The organism is Nocardioides ginkgobilobae (assembly GCF_054781275.1).
In genome coordinates, this window is the sequence record NZ_BAAGUS010000001.1 from 144301 (window position 1) to 162105 (window position 17805).

At 73.1% G+C, this 17805-nt stretch carries 10 protein-coding genes and 1 pseudogene; 1 reads left to right on the plus strand and 10 read right to left on the minus strand.

Going from position 1 to position 17805, the window contains the following annotated elements:
• Nucleotide 1: 1 nt before the first annotated feature.
• The 7 genes and pseudogenes from ACYVID_RS00780 to ACYVID_RS00810 all read right to left on the minus strand — a co-directional run bounded on the left by ACYVID_RS00780 (nt 2) and on the right by ACYVID_RS00810 (nt 6898).
• Complete coding sequence (locus ACYVID_RS00780) at nt 2–1531, minus strand: phytoene desaturase family protein (protein ID WP_460733484.1); 1530 nt, start codon at nt 1529–1531, stop codon at nt 2–4.
• The gene (locus ACYVID_RS00785; RefSeq protein WP_460733486.1) at nt 1528–2721 is read right to left on the minus strand and encodes a polyprenyl synthetase family protein; all 1194 of its coding nucleotides are present in this window, start codon (nt 2719–2721) and stop codon (nt 1528–1530) included. The genes ACYVID_RS00780 and ACYVID_RS00785 overlap by 4 nt, the downstream gene beginning before the upstream one ends.
• On the minus strand, nt 2718–3374 hold the full coding sequence (gene idi / locus ACYVID_RS00790; protein ID WP_460733488.1) for an isopentenyl-diphosphate Delta-isomerase: 657 nt from the start codon (nt 3372–3374) through the stop codon (nt 2718–2720). Before idi ends, ACYVID_RS00785 begins: the two co-directional genes overlap by 4 nt.
• 131 nt (nt 3375–3505) lie before the next feature.
• On the minus strand, nt 3506–4579 hold the full coding sequence (locus ACYVID_RS00795) for an ABC transporter permease (RefSeq protein ID WP_460733490.1): 1074 nt from the start codon (nt 4577–4579) through the stop codon (nt 3506–3508).
• Entirely contained in the window at nt 4576–5040 is a 465-nt protein-coding gene (locus ACYVID_RS00800) for an AAA family ATPase (protein ID WP_460734019.1), read from the minus strand. The genes ACYVID_RS00795 and ACYVID_RS00800 overlap by 4 nt, the downstream gene beginning before the upstream one ends.
• Nucleotides 5041–5058: 18 nt before the next feature.
• Nucleotides 5059–5474 (minus strand): annotated as a pseudogene (locus ACYVID_RS00805) (ATP-binding cassette domain-containing protein); the annotation flags it as partial.
• 32 nt (nt 5475–5506) lie between these two features.
• Nucleotides 5507–6898: an amidase gene (locus tag ACYVID_RS00810; RefSeq protein ID WP_460733492.1), complete on the minus strand. Its 1392-nt coding sequence runs from the start codon at nt 6896–6898 to the stop codon at nt 5507–5509.
• Nucleotides 6899–7256: 358 nt separating this feature from the next.
• Between ACYVID_RS00810 and ACYVID_RS00815 the strand changes: the two genes are divergently transcribed.
• On the plus strand, nt 7257–8732 hold the full coding sequence (locus tag ACYVID_RS00815) for an HNH endonuclease signature motif containing protein (RefSeq protein WP_460733493.1): 1476 nt from the start codon (nt 7257–7259) through the stop codon (nt 8730–8732).
• A gap of 244 nt (nt 8733–8976) precedes the next feature.
• Here ACYVID_RS00815 and ACYVID_RS00820 read toward each other — a convergent pair whose 3' ends face one another.
• From ACYVID_RS00820 to ACYVID_RS00830, 3 genes are all read right to left on the minus strand, one after another.
• On the minus strand, nt 8977–10863 hold the full coding sequence (locus ACYVID_RS00820; protein WP_460733494.1) for an ABC transporter ATP-binding protein: 1887 nt from the start codon (nt 10861–10863) through the stop codon (nt 8977–8979).
• Entirely contained in the window at nt 10860–12671 is a 1812-nt protein-coding gene (locus ACYVID_RS00825) for an ABC transporter ATP-binding protein (RefSeq protein ID WP_460733495.1), read from the minus strand. Before ACYVID_RS00825 ends, ACYVID_RS00820 begins: the two co-directional genes overlap by 4 nt.
• Nucleotides 12672–12752: 81 nt before the next feature.
• A complete protein-coding gene (locus ACYVID_RS00830; protein WP_460733496.1) occupies nt 12753–17627 on the minus strand; it encodes an NAD-glutamate dehydrogenase in 4875 nt (1624 codons plus the stop codon).
• Nucleotides 17628–17805 lie beyond the last annotated feature (178 nt).

Sequence of the window (17805 nt, forward strand, 5' to 3'; positions counted from 1 at the left end):
CTCAGGCCACCTCGGTACGGCGCACCGGCCGCGGCTTCCAGGCAGGGGCTGCCGGGAGGTAGTCGGTGACCCGCTGGGCGGCCAGCTTGCCGGAGACCAGCACCATCGGGACGCCGACGCCGGGGGTCGTGCCGGAGCCCGCGAAGAAGAAGCCGGGCACGCGCTTCTCGACGTTCGACGGCCGGAACGGACCGGTCTGGGCGAAGGTGTGGGCCAGCGCGAACGGCGTGCCGCGCTCCATCCCCTGGGCCTCCCAGTCGACGGGGTCCACGAGCTCCTCGGCGACGATGTCGGTCGGGTAGCCCTCGCGCTCCAAGAAGCGCTCCAGCTCCTCACGGGTGCGGCCGCGCTGGGTCTTCCAGTCCACGACGCCGTCCAGGTTGGGGGCGGGCTCGAGGACGTAGAGGACGTGCGAGCCGTCGGGGGCGAGCGAGGGGTCGCTCATCGTCGGGACCGTGACCAGGCGCGAGGGGTCCGGCATCATCCGGCCCTGCTTGATCAGGGCGTCGAAGGAGGAGTCCCAGGCGTCGGCGAAGTGGATGTTGTGGTGCCGGGTCCCCTCGGGGAGCCCGCCGCGGACGCCGACGTGCCAGACGACGGCCGAGGGCGAGTACTTGCCCTTCTTCACGACCCGCGGCGGCGCGAGGTCGGGGAGCAGCCGCCGGTAGGCCACCGGCAGGTCGAGCGTGCACACGACGGCGTCGGCGGCCAGCCGCTCACCGCCCTCGGAGTCGCCCTCGACGACGATGCCGGCGACGGCGCCGTCGGCGCGGCGCAGCACCTCGGTGACCCGCTGGCCCAGGCGCAGCTCGACACCGGCGTCCGTGGCCGCCTTGGCCAGGGCGTGCGGGACCGCCGACATGCCGCCGTCGGGGAACCAGACGCCCTCGATGCAGTCCATGTAGGTGATGACCGCGTAGAGCGCCAGCGCCGAGGACGGCGGCAGCCCGGCGTACATCGCCTGGAAGGTGAAGAGCCGGCGCAGCCGGTCGTCGGCGAAGCGGCGCCGGACGTTGGGCCCGAGCCGGCCGAAGCCACCGAGGCCCAACAGCCTCGCGGCGGCGGCCGGCGAGGAGACGAGGTCGAGCGGGCTGTCGAAGTTGGCGTCGATGAAGTGCGGCATCTCGACGTCGTAGAGCTTCTTCAGCCACGCGCTGAAGTCGTCGAAGGCGGCCGCGTCGGCGGGCCCGCAGACGGTGCGGATCTCCTCGCGCATCGCCTCGTGGCCGTGGCGCACGAGGATCTCGGAGCCGTCGGCGAACTTCGCGCGGTACGCCGGGTCGAGCATCCGCATGGGGAGCAGGGCGTCGAGGTCGCCACCGGCGGCGGAGACCACGTCGTCGAGCAGCCCGCGCATGGTGAGCACGGTCGGGCCGGTGTCGAAGGTGTAGCCGTCGCGGTCGATCCGACCGGCGCGCCCGCCCGGGGCGTGCTCGGCCTCGACCACGACGACCTCGTGGCCCGAGCGGCTCAGGTGGCAGGCCGTCGCGAGCCCGGCGAGGCCGGCGCCGATCACCACCACGCGGCTCATCGGGTCCTCCAGCACACGCTGTCGGCGACCTGGCGCAGGCCCGCGACCCCGGCGGGGTGCAGCGAGGGCTCCTCGAGTGCTGCGAGGGCGCTCGCGTGGCTGCGGCGTACCTGCTCCTCGGCCCGCTCGCGGACCCCGGCGCTCTCCATGATCTGTGCTGCCTCCTCGACGTCGCCGTCCTCGTGCTGCTGGTTCCTGATGCGGGCGACCACGTCCGCGGCGCGGCCGGTCGCCTCCTGTTCCGCCCACGCGAGCAGCACGGTGGCCTTGCCAGCGCGCAGGTCGTCGTGGGCGGGTTTGCCGGTGAGCTCGGGGTCGCCCCAGACACCGAGCAGGTCGTCGCGCAGGGCGAACGCCTCGCCGAGGTGCGCGCCGTACTCCCCCAGGGCGCCCAGCACCTCGGACCCGGCACCGGCCGCGACCGCGCCGAGCTCGAGCGGGCGCTGGATGGTGTAGCCGCCGGACTTGGCGCGGGCCACGGCCCAGGCCCGGTCCTCGGCGTTCGCGCCGCCACCGGCCGCCGCCTCAGACAGGTCGAGGACCTGCCCGCGCACGAGCTCGACGCTGGTGCGCCACCACAGGTGCCGCACCGGCTGAGCGAGCTCGGCGACGATCGCGTCGGCCTCCATGTGGGCCAGGTCGCCGACGAGCACGGCCACGGACTCGCCGTAGCGCAGCGCGTCGTCGCGACCACCGGCAGCGCGATGGCGGTCGCTGGCGGCCACGTGGGTGGCGGGACGGCCGCGGCGCGTGGTCGAGCCGTCCATCACGTCGTCCTGGGCGAGGCCGAAGGCGTGCAGCAGCTCCAGGGCCGCCCCGATGCGCACGGGCACCGTCGGGTCGGCGCCGGACTCCGTGCCGCCGGCGGCCAGCCAGCCCCAGTGGCACATGAGCGGGCGGAAACGCTTGCCGGCGCCGAGCACGAGCTCGGCGAGGATGCCGGGCAGGCCCTGCTCGCCGAGCACCGGGTCGGCGTCACCGACCAGCGGCTCGGGACCGGGCCCACGGCGCCACTCCCCCGCCAGGCGGTCCAGGCGCAGCCGGAGCAGCTCCTCGACCGCGGCGAGCGCCTCGGCGCCGGCCTGCGCGGTGTGAGGGGTGGTGGGTGCGGTCGGCTCCTCGGCCCTGGCACCGGCCCGCGCCGCGCGCGCACGACGCGTCGCCGGCGGGGCGAACATCTCGGCGGTCACCGGAGGGCTCCCGTGCTGGAGGTGGCCAGCGAGCGCAGGTCGTCGCCGGCGAGCGCGCCCAGCTGGGCGACCTGCAGGACCATCCAGGGACTCAGCAGGAACGGGGAGGCCTCCGCGGTGCGGCGTACGTCTGACCAGTCCAGCCAGGCGTGCTCGGCGACCTCGGCGGGGTCGGGCCGGGGCTCGGTGCCGACCGGGACGACGGTGAGGTGGACCGGGCAGATCTCGTTCTCCACGACTCCCGAGGCGTCGACGGCGCGGTAGCGGAAGTCGGGCAGCACGACGTCGAGCCCGCCGACCTCCAGACCGAGCTCCTCGGTGGTACGCCGACGCACGGCTGCCTGCATCGGCTCGTCGGGCTGGGGGTGGCCGCAGCAGGAGTTGGTCCAGACCCCCGGCCAGGCGGTCTTGCCGGTGGCCCGGCGCGTGAGCAGCAGCCGGCCGTCGGTGTCGACGACGTACAGCGAGAACGCCAGGTGGAGCGGGGTCTCGCGGGTGTGGACCCGAGTGCGGGGGGCCGTGCCGGTCGGGCGGCCTGCCTGGTCGAGGAGCACGACCAGGTCGGAGGGGTGTGGAGCGGCGTCCTGCGGGGTATCCCCCTGGGCGTCGACCAGGTCGGTCGATGCCGCCGCGCCGTGCGCGAGTGGGCTCATCGTGGGCTCGCTCTCTGGTCGCTACGGCTGCACGTCTGCAACGAACGTAGGCAGACGTCTCCGAGGACAGGTCACCCAACAGGGTGCCCGGCCGGTCAAGCCGCACCCGGCGACGAGCGGCGGATCGGGGCCTAGACGCTGTCCCAGCGGAAGAGCTTGGCCGACACGAGCGTGACCACGAGCGCGAACGCGGCGAGGATCCCCAGCACCGGCAGGGCGGCGGCCGGGCCCTCTCCCCGGACCATGACGTCGAGCATCCCCTCGTTGAGGTGCTTGAGCGGCATCAGGTCCGAGATGGTCTGCAACCACCGCGGCGCCCCGTCGAGGGAGAAGAAGGAACCGCTGAGGAACGCCATCGGCAGCACCATGAAGTTGGCGGCGTTGACCGCCGCCTCCGCCGTGGTGGTCAGCGCACCGGCGAGCAGGCCGAGGGCCATGAAGCACAGCGTCCCGACCAGGACCAGCGGCACGGCCATCCACCAGGAGCCGGTGAGCGACAGCCCGAAGAACGCCATGCCGACCCCGAGGAAGATCGCGGTCTGCACCAGCGCGATGCCGAGGGTGACCACGACGCGCGCGGACACGATGGTGCGCGTGCGCACCGGCGCCAGCTGGAGGCGGCGCATCAGGCCGGTCTGCCGCCATCCCTGCAGGGTCGCCGCCGCGCCGATCGCCGCGCTGGTCGCGATCGCCCAGCCGAGCAGACCGGGCGTCACGAACTGGATGACGGTCAGCGACTCGTCCTCGACCCGCTCCACCTCGAGCGCGAGGGGCACCGGCGAGCCGGCCTCCTGCGCGAGCAGGGCGACGTTGGTGCCGTCCACGAGGGCGCGCAGGGTGGCCTGCGTGACCGCGGCCTGCACCTGGTCGGTCTGCGTGTAGTGCGCCACGAGGGTGCCGCCCTCCTGGCGCAGCGCCACGTCGGCGTCACCGCTGCGCACCTGCTCCAGCGCGGTGTCGAGGTCGTCGACCCGGCGTACGTCGAAGGCGGAATCGAACGCCTCGCGGGCCTCCGGCGAGAGCGCCTCCACCAACGCGACGTCGCCGACCTGGACCAGCTCGGCGGCCGGCTGCCCGCGGTCGGAGAGCACGCCCCCGAAGAGCACCAGGAACATCAGGGGGAAGACCACCGCGAAGAACAGCGAGGCCCGGTCGCGGACGAAGCCGCGCACGATCGCCGCGGCGATGGCGGAGAAGGCCCTCATGCTCGGTAGCTCCGTCCGGTGCGCGCGAGGAAGACGTCCTCGAGGGTCCCGGTCTGCACCCGCACCCCGTCGAGGGCGCCGAGCTCCCCGAGCCGGGCCACCACGTCGGCGGGGTGCCGGGTGGTGAGCACCGTGCCGTCGGGCCCCACCTCGACCGACTCGGTGCCGGCGATGCCGCGGGCCCCGGCCTCGTCGAGCTGGCCGGGGGCCACGATGATGCGGGCGGGGGCGTCGAGGTGGCGCACCAGCTCGGCCGGCGACCCGACCTGCAGCACCCGGCCGGAGTCCATCACCGCGACCCGGTCGCAGAGGACCTCCGCCTCGTCCATGTAGTGGGTGGTCAGCACGACGGTGCGGCCGGCCTCGTTGATGCCCGCCAGCAGGTCCCAGAGGTTGCGGCGGGCCTGCGGGTCCAGGGAGGCGGTCGGCTCGTCGAGGAAGACCAGCTCGGGGTCGTGCACCAGCGCGCAGGCGATGGAGAGCCGCTGGGCCTGGCCGCCGGAGAGGTCCTCGACCCGCGCCGAGGCCTTTCCGCGAGCCCGACCCGCTCGAGCCAGTCGTCGGCGCGCGCCGGGCTGACGTCGTACAGGGCCGCGAACGTGCGGATCTGTTCGCGGGCGGTGAGCCGCTCGAAGAACGCGGAGGCCTGCAGCTGCACCCCGATGCGCGGGAGCACCGCCGCGTTGCGCGGCCACACCTGCTCGCCCAGCACCTCCACGGTCCCGGAGTCGGGGCGGCGCAGGCCCTCCACGACCTCCAACAGCGTGGTCTTGCCCGCCCCGTTGGGGCCGAGCACGCCCACGAACTCCCCGTCGGCCACGTCGAGGTCCACACCGTCGACGGCGCGCACCTCTCCGTACACCTTGGTCAGGTCCCTCACCCTGATCGCAGTCACGGGCTCACCCTAGGGGCCCACGCCGGAGTCGGTCAGAGGCGCGGGAAGGACCAGGGGCGCGCGGCCTCGAGCTGGGCGGAGAGGCTGAGCAGCGTGGTCTCGTCGTGCTGGCGCCCGACGAGCTGCACACCCAGGGGCAGGCCGTCCTCGGCCAGCCCGGCAGGCACGTTGGCGGCGGGGTTGCCGGCGACGTTCCACAGTGCGCAGTAGGCGATGGCCGGCATCGAGGCGAGCGCCGACCCGACCGTGCCCTTGCCGTCGATGACACCCACGCGCGGCGGGCGGTGCGCGGTCGTCGGGGTGAGGAGGACGTCGACCTCGTCGAAGACCCGGTTGGCCTGCCGGGAGATCTCCTCGCTCTGCCGCAGCGCCCAGTCGCGCACCTTCGGGGTCACCCACGCCCCGAGCCGGCGCGTCTGCCGCGTCCGACGCTCCAGCCGCTCGGGGTGCTCGACGGCCGCCGCCTCGTCCCGGATGCCGGCGAAGAACTGCGGCACGAAGGCCAGGGTCGGGTCCGGATAGTGCGGCTCCACCCGGCGTACGTCGTGGCCGAGCTCGGCCAGGAGCCGGGCGGTGTCCTCGACGGCGCGCACGTGCGCGCGGTCGGTGCGTACGCCGAGGGCGACCGGCTTGGTCGACCAGCCGATCCGCAGCCGCCCCGGGGCGGTGCGGACCGCCTCGGTGAACGACCCGGTGTCGCCCGCGGTGTAGAGGTCGCCCGCGACGTTGCCGCGGATCGCGTCGTAGAAGATCGCGCTGTCCAGGACCGTGCGGGTCAGCGGCCCGGCCGTGCCGAGCGCCCACCACAAGTGCGGGTGCGGCGCGGTCGAGACCCGGCCGCGCTGCGGCTTGAGGCCGAAGAGCCCGCACATCGCGCTGGGGATGCGGATCGAGCCGCCACCGTCGCCACCGAGGCCGACCGGCACCATGCCGGTCGCCACCGCCACGGCCGTCCCACCCGACGAGCCGCCGGGGGTGCGGGTGCGGTCCCACGGGTTGCGGGTCACCCCGCGCGAGGCGCCCTCGGTGTAGGGGAACGCCCCGAACTCCGGCATCGTCGTCTTGCCCACGACCACCGCCCCCGCCGCGCGCAGCCGCCGCACGACCTCTGCGTCCGCTGCCACGGGCGTGCTGTTGCCCTCGCCGCCGAAGGTCGTCACCGTTCCGGCGACGTCGACCTCCTCCTTGATGGCGACGGGTACGCCGTGGAGCGGGCCGCACGGCTCACCCGCCGCCAGGGCGTTGTCGCGGGCCTCGGCCTCGGCCAGCGCCTCGGCGCCCAGCACCACCGACATCGCGTTGAGCCCCGGGTCCAGCGCCGCGATCCGGTCCAGCGAGGCCTGCACGACCTCCACCGCGCTCACCTCCCCCGCGCTCGTGCGACGGGCGGTCTCGGCGGCGTCCAGCAGGTGCAGCTCGGTCATGGCGCGACCCTAGCCACCGGCGACTTGGGCCCACCGCCGGTCGAGCAGGTGAGCGCCAGCGAGCCGTCGACGAGACCGCGTACGCCGCCGCGCCCTGCTGCACCCCCCCCGGGTTGCTCCCGCGGTCGCCCTCGGCGGGTCGTGGCGCGTTCGCGCCGCAGCAGGCCCTGAATTTGGGTAGAGCGTGGTCGCCCTGGGTGCCGCTTGGGCTTCTTGGTTGCGGTCTGCTCGGCTCTCGCCCCCGCCTGGGGTGCTCGCTCGGGCTGGGCTTCGATCGGACGGCGAGAATGTCACGGAAAAGTGCATCTGACCTGGGAAGACACTGTTCCTCGAACGTGTGTTCGACTACACTTTCACCATGCCCACCAGCCCCCTGCTCGACGCGATCCGCGCCGCCAAGCAGCGCGAGGACGACGCAGCCCGGGAGCTGCTGATCGGGGTCGCTCAGTGGGCAGACCGCCACACCACGGGTGCGTTGATGCCGGACCTGTACGGCACCTACTCCCACCCCGACGAGGACGCCTACGACGCCGCGGAGTCCGCGTGGATGGCGCGGTTCGGGATGCCCGGTGCCGACACCATGCTCGACCTCGCCGGCGCCGGCGCACCCGAGGTGTCCGACTTCGCCGTCACCGAGCTGTCGACCGCTCTGGGTCGCACCCGTGAGTCGGGGCGGCTGCTGGTCGGTGACGCTGTCGAGGCCAAGCACCGCCTCCCCCGCGTCTGGGCCCGACTCGTCGCCGGACAGGTCACCGCGTGGCGAGTACGCCGCCTCGCCCAAGCCACGCGCGGGCTGTCCGCCGAAGCCGTGGCGTTCGTCGACGCGCAGATCGCCCACGTTGTCCACACCGCCGGCCCCATCACCGTGGACCGACTGATCCTCGAAGCCACCGCCCGCTTCGACCCCGAATCCACCGAGGTCGAGGAGTGCGACAAGAAGTCGAACCTGTTCTTCGACCTCGACCTCGCCACCCCCGCCACCTCAGTCGGTGCGGCCTCCGCCGTGTCCGCCGACGGACTCCTCGACCGCGCCGACGCCGAAGACCTCGAAGCAGCCATCCGCCCCATCGCCCACCAGCTGCTCCTCGACGGCTCCACCGACACCCTCCCCGTCCGCCGCGCCAAAGCTCTCGGCTACCTCGCCCGCGGCCAAGACCCCCTCCCCGCAAGAGACGGTGAGGCGAACCGGGACGATGAGGCGACGCAGGACGGTCGAGCAGCGAGCGCCAGCGAGCGCCGTCGAGACCCCTCGACCGACACGCCCACCGGCCCCGGCACCCGCACGATGCCCCGCCGCACCGTGGTCCTCACCGTCCACCTGAGCGACGCCGCCCTCACCGGCGCACCCCAGGTCGACCCCGCCACCGGAAAGCTCGGCCTCCACCTCGCCCGCGTCGAGAACCACAGCCAACTCCTCACCGCCGACGCCGTCCGCGAGTGGTGCGGGGTCCCCGGCACCCAGGTCATCGTCAAACCCGTCATCGACCTGGCCGACACCGTGGCGGTGGACTCCTACGAGGTCCCCGACCGCATCGCCACCCGAGTCCGGCTGAGCAGAACCACCTGCACCTTCCCCCACTGCCGCAGACCCGCCGAGACCGCCGACCTCGACCACACCATCGAGTACGTCCCACCCGACCAGGGCGGACCACCCGGGCAGACATCGACCGACAACCTCGCACCACTCTGCCGGCACGACCATCGCGCCAAGACCCACCCCTCACCAGCAGGCAGACCCTGGGCCGTCGAAGGACTCTCACCAGGCCACTGGCTCTGGACCAGCCCACTGGGCCACCGCTACCTCGTCCACCCCGACGGCACCACCCCACTCTGAGCCTCACCACCTGAGCAAGACACGCTCGCAGCCCGACCACCACCCGGTGGCCGGGCTACCAGCACGCCCCCGAGACCGCCGCATGGCTGAGCGCCGAGCAGACGAGTGTTGGCGAGTGGTCGTCGAGACCACGCGATCCGCGAGCACTCAGCTGGCGGCAACCAGGCGCGCCCACAGCACCTCTCCGGATCCTGACGACGGCCTCGGGGGACGCCCGTACTGGCGCTCGGACGGAAGAGCTTCCTCAGGCCAACGAGTCGACCCAGGCCTGGTGGAGCCCGGCGAAGCGGCCACCCCCGGCGACGTCCTGACCGGCGGCGACGAGGTCGGCCGGCGTGCCGTCCTCGACGATCCGGCCGTGCTCGAGCACCAGCACCCGGTCGGCGATCTCCACGGTGGAGAGTCGATGGGCGATGATCACGGCCGTCCGACCGGCCAGGACCGTGCGCAGCGCGCGCTGCACCAGGCGCTCGGAGGGGATGTCGAGGGACGAGGTCGCCTCGTCGAGGATCAGCACCGCAGGGTCGGCGAGGAACGCCCGCGCGAAGGCGACCAGCTGGCGCTGCCCCGCGGAGAGCCGGCCGCCGGCGTTGGCGACGACGGTGTCGTAGCCGTCGGGCATCGCGGCGATGAACTCGTGGGCACCGAGGGCCGTGGTGGCCTCGACGACCTCGGCCATCGTGGCCGAGGGCCTGCCGAAGCGGATGTTGTCGGCGATGGTGCCGGAGAAGAGGTAGTTCTCCTGGGTCACCATCACGACGTTGTCGCGCAGGTCGTCGCCGGCCAGCTCGCGCAGGTCGACCCCGTCGAGCAGCACCCGCCCGGCGGTCGGGTCGTAGAAGCGGGTGGCGAGCTTGGCGATGGTCGTCTTGCCCGCCCCCGTGGTCCCGACCAGGGCCAGGGTCTGCCCCGCGGGGATGGTGAGGTCGAGCCCGGGCAGCACCGGCCGCCCCTCGACGTAGGAGAACCGCACGTCGTCGAAGCGCACCTCGCCGGTGGCCCGACCGATCGGCCGCGGGGAGGTCGGCTCGGGCACGCCCGGCTCCTGCTCGAGCACCCCGGCGAGCTTCTCCAGCGCCGCGGAGGCGGACTGGAAGGTGTTGTAGAACTGGCTGATCTCCATCATCGGCTCGAAGAACTGCCGCAGGTAGAGCAGGAACGCCGCCAGCACGCCGACGGTGACGTCGCCCTGGTAGGCGAGGTACCCGCCGTACAGCAGCACGGCCGCGATCGTGACGTTGCCGATCAGCCGGATGCCCGGCATGAACCAGGCGACCAGCCGGAAGGCGACGAGGTTGGCGCGGCGGTACTGGTCGTTGACGTCGTCGAAGATCTCCTGGTTGCGGTCCTCGCGCCGGAACGCCTGCACCGCGCGGATGCCGCCCATCGACTCCACGAAGTGCACGATCACCAGCGCGACCTTCTCGCGGGTCACGCGGTACGACGCCGCCGAGGCCTTGCGGAACCAGTTGGTCAGCAGCGCCAGCAGCGGCAGGCACAGCAGCGCGACCAGGCCGAGCTCGAGGTCGAGGAAGAGCAGGATGCCGGCCGTGCCGACGAGCGTAAGGGCGGCCTTGACCAACCCGTCGAAGCCGGTCTCGAGCATCTCGTAGATCGCGTCGACGTCGGAGGTCTGGCGCGAGATCACGCGCCCCGAGGTGTAGGTGTCGTGGAACTGCGGGTCGAGGGCCTGGAAGTGCCGGAACACCTTGCGCCGCAGGGCGTGCAGGACGTCCTGGCCGACCTGCCCCTGCACCACCAGGAACCGGTAGCGCGCGACGGCCTGGGTCACCGTCGCCAGCAGCACCAGCCCGACCACGGTGCCGAGCGGGGTCAGGTCGCCGTCGGTGCGGATCGGCGGGATGCCGGAGTCGATGCCGACCTTGACGAGGTAGGGGATGGAGAGCCGGGCGACGTTCTCGACGACGACGACGAGCACGAGCAGCTTCAGCGTGCGGGAGTACGGCGCCAGCAGCTCGCGCAGCAACCGGCGCGAGCCTCCGCCGAGCCGGCCGGCGGTGAGCCGCTCGGCGGCTTCGTCGGCGTCGACCGCGGCCTGGCCGCGCCACCCGGGAGCCTGCCCGTCCGACGCGGCACCCTCCGACGTACCCGCCTCGGTCGCGGCGCTCATGCCGAGACCTCCTCGGGCCGCTCGGCCTCCGCCGCCAGCAGCTCGCGGTACGCCGGCACGGTGGCCAGCAGGTCGCGGTGCTGCCCCACGTGGGTGATCCGGCCTCCCTGCAGCAGCGCGACCTTGTCGGCGAGCAGCACCGTCGAGGCCCGGTGCGCCACGATGATCCCGGTCGTGTCGGCCAGCACCCGGCGCAGCGCCTCCTCCACGAGCTTCTCGGTGTGCACGTCGAGGGCCGAGAGCGTGTCGTCGAGCACCAGGACCGCGGGCCGGGTCAGCACGGCCCGGGCCAGGGCCAGCCGCTGCCGCTGGCCGCCGGACAGCGCCATGCCCTGCTCCCCGATGCGGGTCTCCAGGCCCCAGGGCAGCTCGTGGACGAACTGCGCCTGCGCGATCTGCAGGGCCTCCTCGATCTCCTCCTCGGTGGCGTCGGCGCGGCCGAGCGTGAGGTTCTCCCGCGCGCTCATCGAGAAGAGCGTCGGTTCCTCGAAGGCCGTGGCGACCAGGCTGCGCAGGTGCTCCAGCCGCAGCTCGCGCACGTCGACGCCGTCGAGGGTGACCCGCCCGCCGGTGACGTCCCACAGCCGCGGGACCAGCGAGGTGAGGACGGTCTTGCCCGAGCCGGTGGCGCCGACCACCGCGACGGTCTCCCCCGGCAGCACCTCCAGGTCCACGCCGCGCAGCACCGGCTCGTCGGGGGCGTCGGGGAAGGCGAAGTCGACCGACTCCAGCCGCAGGTGCCCGCGCGGGGCCTCGACGACCCGGGTGCCACCGACGATCGAGGGCTCGGTGTCGAAGACGTCGAGGATGCGCGCGGCGGCGGTCATCGCCTCCTGGGCCATCGCGAGGATGACGCCCAGGGACGAGACCGGCCAGACCAGGCTCAGCATCAGGGTGATGAAGGCGACCAGCTCGCCGGGGGTCAGTGCCCCGGTGCCGACGCCGTAGGCCCCGAGGGCCAGCACGATGACGACGGCGACGTTGGGGATGACCTCGAGGAAGGTCCAGAAGCGCGCGGAGAGCCGCACCTTCTCCATGCTCGTGGCGTGCAGCGTGGTCGAGGCCCGCTCGTAGCCGCGGGAGACGTGCTCGCTGCGCCCGAAGGACTTGATCACCCGGATGCCGACGGCGCCCTCCTCGGCGTGCGTGGCCAGGTCGCCCTGCTCGTCCTGGACCCGCCGGGAGATCACGACGTAGCGCTTCTCGAAGCGCATCGAGAGCCACACGATCGGCACGGAGGCGGCGGCCACGACCACACCGAGCGGCCAGTACATCGTCAGCAGCACGACCGTCGTCGCGGTCAGCTGGACGACGTTGATGAGCAGGAACAGCAGGCCGAACCCGGCGAAGCGGCGGATCGCGGCGAGGTCGGTGGTCGCGCGGGAGAGCAGCTGGCCCGAGCCCCAGCGGCCGTGGAAGGCCATCGGCAGCTGCTGCAGGCGGTCGTAGAGGTCGTGGCGCATCGTGGTCTCGAGACCCAGCACCGCCGAGGACTGCACCCACCGGCGCACCCACACCAGCACCGCCTCGGTCACGCCCAGGAGCAGCGCGAGCCCGGCCAGCGCCCACAGCCCACCGAGGTCGCGCTCGGCGACCGGACCGTCGATGATCGCGCGGATCACCAGGGGGATGCCGATCGCCAGCGCCACCGTGCCGAGGGAGGCCAGCAGCATGACGAGCAGCGACCCGGCGTACGGCCGGAGGTAGTGGCGCAGCCGCCAGAGCGAGTGCACGCCTGCCGGCGGCTCGGCGGACGGGTCCACGTCGGGGGCCGGCCCCCCGGACGCCCGAGAAGCGTTCGTTGCCATCGTCAAGCACCCTAGGTCGGGCCACCGACGGTGGTGAAACCGATAACGAACCGGTCTCGTGGCGCAGCGCTGGTCCCGACCTCAGCCGGTGGCGAGCAGCCCCCGCACCACCCGCAGCCCGACCGAGAGCCGCGCCAGGTCGGCGGCGTCGTCGGAGCAGATGTCACCGAGCGTCCCGGACGCCCGCGCCACCTGCACCTCGTCGGCCTCCTCCCACTGCCGGATCCGCGCGTCGACGGGAGCGGAGGCGTCGGTGCCGGCCAGCACCTGCCCGGTGAGCTGGAGGTGCACGGCGTGCAGGTCGTCGCGCAGCGCCGCGCGCGCCATCGTCTGCCAGCGGTCGTGCCGCGGCAGCGCGAGGATCCGCTGCACCAGCACCGGCAGGCCGAGCCGCTCGCCGAGCGCGAAGTGCACCCGCGCGACCTCGGCGGGGTCCAGCCCGTCGCGGAGCGCGGTGTCCACCACCCCGAGCACCATGTACGCCGGCGGCAGCACCGCCACGCGCGCGGCGAGGTCCTCCGGCACGCCCTGGCCCACGAGCCGGTCGCGACGCTCCTCGAAGGCCGCGAGCTCGCGCCCGCCCATCAGCTCGGGCAGCCGCGCCATCGTCTCCTGCACGGGCCCGGAGAACTGGTCCACGACCGCCTGGCTGTCCATCGGCGGGCGCCGGTTGGCCACGAACCACCGGCTCGCGCGCTCGACCAGCGTGCGCATCTCCAGCCGCATCCGGGTCTGCACCGCGGCGTCGAGCCGGTTGTCGTAGGAGCGCAGCTCCTCGCGCAGCGGCAGCGACCCGAAGACCTCGCGGGCCACGAAGTTCGCGCCGACCAGCTCGGGGGCCGTCGCGCCGGTCTCACCCTCGAGGCGGGTCAGGAACGTGATGCCCGCGCCGTTGACCAGGTCATTGACGACCTGGGTCACGATGATCTCGCGGCGCAGCGGGTGGTCGGAGATGTAGCCCGCGAACCGCTCGCGCATCGCGGTCGGGAAGTAGGCCGTGAGGTCCTGCACGAGGTAGGGGTCGTCGGGCAGGTCGGAGGCGATCAGCTCGTCGGCGAGCTCGATCTTGGTCCACGCCATGAGCACCGAGAGCTCGGGCGCGGTGAGACCCTCCCCGCGGTCGGCGCGCTGCTTGACGACCTTCGAGGTCGGCAGCCCCTCGACCTCGCGGTCCAGCACGCCGTCGGCCTCGAGCTGCCGCATCTGCTCCTCGTGCACGTGCAGCAGCGATGGCGCGTGGTCCAGGGCGTTGGAGAGCGCGAGGTTCTGCTCGTAGTTGTCGCGCAGCACCAGCGAGGCCACCTCGTCGGTCATCTCCGCGAGCAGCGTGTTGCGCTGCTTCTCGGTGAGGTCGCCGTCGTGCACGACCCGGTCGAGCAAGATCTTGATGTTGACCTCGTGGTCGGAGGTGTCCACGCCCGCGGAGTTGTCGATGAAGTCGGTGGCCATCCGGCCGCCGGCCCGCGCGTACTCGATCCGCCCGGCCTGGGTGAAACCGAGGTTGCCGCCCTCGCCGATGCAGGCCGCGCGCAGCTGCACGCCGTCGACCCGGATGGGGTCGTTGGCCTTGTCCCCCACGTCGGCGTGGGTCTCCTCCGCGCCCTTGACGTAGGTGCCGATGCCGCCGTTCCACAGCAGGTCGACCGGCGCGCAGAGGATCGCGCGCATCAGCTCGTTCGGGGTCATCTGCTCGACCCCGGCGTCGATGCCCAGGGCGCGGCGCACGTAATCGTTGAGCGGGATCGACTTGCGCGAGCGCGACCACACGCCGCCGCCCTCGCTGATCAGCGAGGCGTCGTAGTCGGCCCAGGACGAGCGCGGGAGCTCGAAGAGCCGCCTGCGCTCGGCGTACGACGTCGCGGCGTCGGGATCGGGGTCGAGGAAGATGTCGCGGTGGTCGAAGGCGGCCACGAGGCGCGTGTGCTCGGAGCACAGCATGCCGTTGCCGAAGACGTCGCCGGACATGTCGCCGATGCCGACGCAGGTGAAGTCCTCGGCCTGGCAGTCGATGCCGCGCTCGCGGAAGTGCCGCTGCACCGAGACCCACGCGCCGCGGGCGGTGATGCCCATCGCCTTGTGGTCGTAGCCCACGGAGCCGCCGGAGGCGAAGGCGTCGCCGAGCCAGAAGCCGTAGTCCTTGGCCACGCCGTTGGCGATGTCGGAGAAGGTCGCGGTGCCCTTGTCCGCGGCGACCACGAGGTAGGAGTCGTCCCCGTCGTGGCGTACGACGTCGGCCGGCGGCACCGTGCGGCCCTCGACCAGGTTGTCGGTGATGTCGAGCAGCCCGGAGATGAAGGTGCGGTAGCAGGCCACGCCCTCGGCCAGCCACGCCTCCCGGTCGCTCGGGTCGGGCAGGTTCTTGGCGTAGAAGCCGCCCTTCGCGCCCACCGGCACGATGACGGTGTTCTTGACCATCTGCGCCTTGACCAGGCCCAGCACCTCGGTGCGGAAGTCGTCGCGCCGGTCGCTCCAGCGCAGCCCTCCGCGGGCGACCGCGCCGAAGCGCAGGTGCACGCCCTCGACCCGCGGGGAGTAGACGAAGATCTCGAACTTCGGCCGCGGCGAGGGCAGGTCGGGGATCGCCGAGGGCTCGAGCTTGAGGCTGAGGTAGTCCTTGGGTCGGCCGTCGGCGCCGGTCTGGAAGTGGTTGGTGCGCAGGGTGGCGCCGATGTGGGTGAGGTAGCCGCGCAGGATGCGGTCGTGGTCGAGGGAGGCCACGTCGTCCAGTGCGGCGGCCAGCCGCTCGCGCAGCGCCGCGGTCTGCTCCTCGCGGGTCGCGTCGTCGACGGCAGGGTCGAAGCGCAGCTCGAAGCAGCGCACCAGCATCCGGGTGATGTCGACGTTGGAGGCGAGCGCCTCCTCGATGGTGTCGACGGCGAACGGCGAGGCGCCCTGGCGCATGTACTTGGCGTAGGCGCGCAGCAGCATCGCCTGCCGCCACGACAGGCCCACGCCCAGGACCAACCGGTTGAAGCCGTCGGTCTCCGCGTGCCCGTCCCAGATCGCGCGGAGCGCCTCGACGAACAGCCCGCGGGCCTCCTCGGGCAGGGCGGTGCCGTAGCGCAGCCCGAACTCGTAGACGAAGGTCGGACGCTCCAGCCCGTCGAGCTCGTAGGGCCGCTCGTCGACCACCTCCACACCCAGGCTGCTCAGCATCGGCAGCACCTCGGACAGCGAGAGCGGGCTGCCGACGCGGAAGACCTTGAGCCGGGCCTCGCCACGCCCGGCGTCCAGGTGCTGGGTCAGGGCCAGGTCGAGACCCTCCTCGCCCGCGATGCCCTCCAGCCGACCGAGGTCGACCGCCGCGGTCCGCGCGGAGAAGTCCTCCTTGTAGGCCTCGGGGAAGGACTCGGCGTACCTGCGGCCGAGGATGGCGCCGGCCTGCTCGCCGTACTCCGAGAGGACGGCGGCCAGGAAGTCGTCGCGCCACGAGCGGGAGGCGTCGGCCAGCCGGCGCTCGAGGTCGGCGGTGTCCAGCGCACGCAGCGTCCCGGTGACGGTGGGGTCGCCCTGCTCGCGCGGCAGGTGCACCACGAAGTGCACGCGCGCGGTGGTCGACTCGTTGATCCGGACGGTGAACTCCACCGACTCCCCGCCGAGGCGATCCAGCAGGATCTCGCTGAACTTCTCGCGGACCGCGGTGTTGTAGCGGTCCCTGGGCAGGTAGACCAGCACGCTGACGTAGCGCCCGTAGGTGTCGGCGCGGGTGATCGCGCGGACCGCCCGCCGCTCCCGGGCGTGCATCGCGGTCTCGGCCATCGGCGCCAGCTCGTCGATCGTGGTGTGGAACAGCTCGTCGCGCGGGTAGCCCTCGAGGGTGTCCATCAGGGCACGGCCGGCGTAGGAGCGCGGGTCGAAGCCGCTGCGCCGCAGCACCTCGCGCGCCTTCTCGCGCAGCAGCGGGATGCGCAGCAACGACTCGGCGTACGCCGAGGACGAGAAGAGACCCAGGAAGCGACGCTCACCGGTCACCTCGCCGGCCGCGTCGAACGTCTTGACCCCGATGTAGTCGAGGTACGCCGGGCGGTGCACGGTCGCGCGGGAGTTGGCCTTCGCCAGCACCAGCAGGGTCTTCTCGCGCGCCTTGGCCTTCACCGGCTCCGGGAGCCGCGCGAACGCCTCGGACTGGTCCTGGTCGAAGCGCAGGATCCCCAGCCCCGTGCCGGGCACGGCCCGCAGCACGTCGTCGCCGTCGAGCTCCTCGAGCGTGTACTCCCGGTAGCCCAGGAACGTGAAGTGGTCCTCGGCCAGCCACTCCAGCAGCTCGGCCCCCTGACGGACCTCCTCCGCGTCGAGGCTCACCGGCGCGGCGGAGCGCAGCTCGGTGACGATGTCGAGCATCCGCTGCCGCGTGCGCGGCCAGTCCTCCACGGCCTCGCGGACGTCGCCCAGGACGCGCTGCACGTTCTCGACGATCGCCGCGGCGTCCCCGTCGGCGATCCGGTCGATCTCGACGTGCATCCACGACTCGCGCAGCGTGCCGTCGCTGGGCTGCAGCGCCCCGTCGTCGACCGGCGCCACGTGCTGCAGCGCCCCGGTGATGTCCCGGCGCACGTCGAAGTGCGGGTGCACCACCACGTGCACGTCGTGCAGCTGGCGGCTCAGCTCCATCGTGAGGGAGTCGACGAGGAAGGGCATGTCGTCGGTGACGACCTCCACGACGCTGTGCCCGCCCGCCGACCAGCCCTCGTCGGCCAGCGTCGGCGTCAGCACCCGCACCCTCGCAGTGCCCTGCGGCCGCTCCTCGGCCAGCCGGTAGTGGCTGGCCAGGGCGCCGTAGACGTCCACATCGGCGCGCCCCGCGACGTCCTCGGGGGCCACGTGCCGGTAGTAGGCAGCCAGCAGCGCCCCCACCTCGTCGTGCGGCGGCCCCCCGCTCCCCCTCCCGGCCCTCGCCAGCTCCGTCGCCCTCGCGACCAGGTCCTTCAGCTCACTGTCGTGCGACGTCGTTGTCACCCTCCCGACCCTAGGACCCACCTCACCCCCCGGCCAACCGCCCTCCCCCCTCGGCGCGCCCACCCACCCGAGGGCGCCGAGCCGTCGAGATGCAGGGCCCGCGACGCCCCGAGCGCGGCCACGGCGCCCGGACGGCCGGGGCGGGGCCGACGGCGCCCCGGAGGAGGGTGGATGGGCC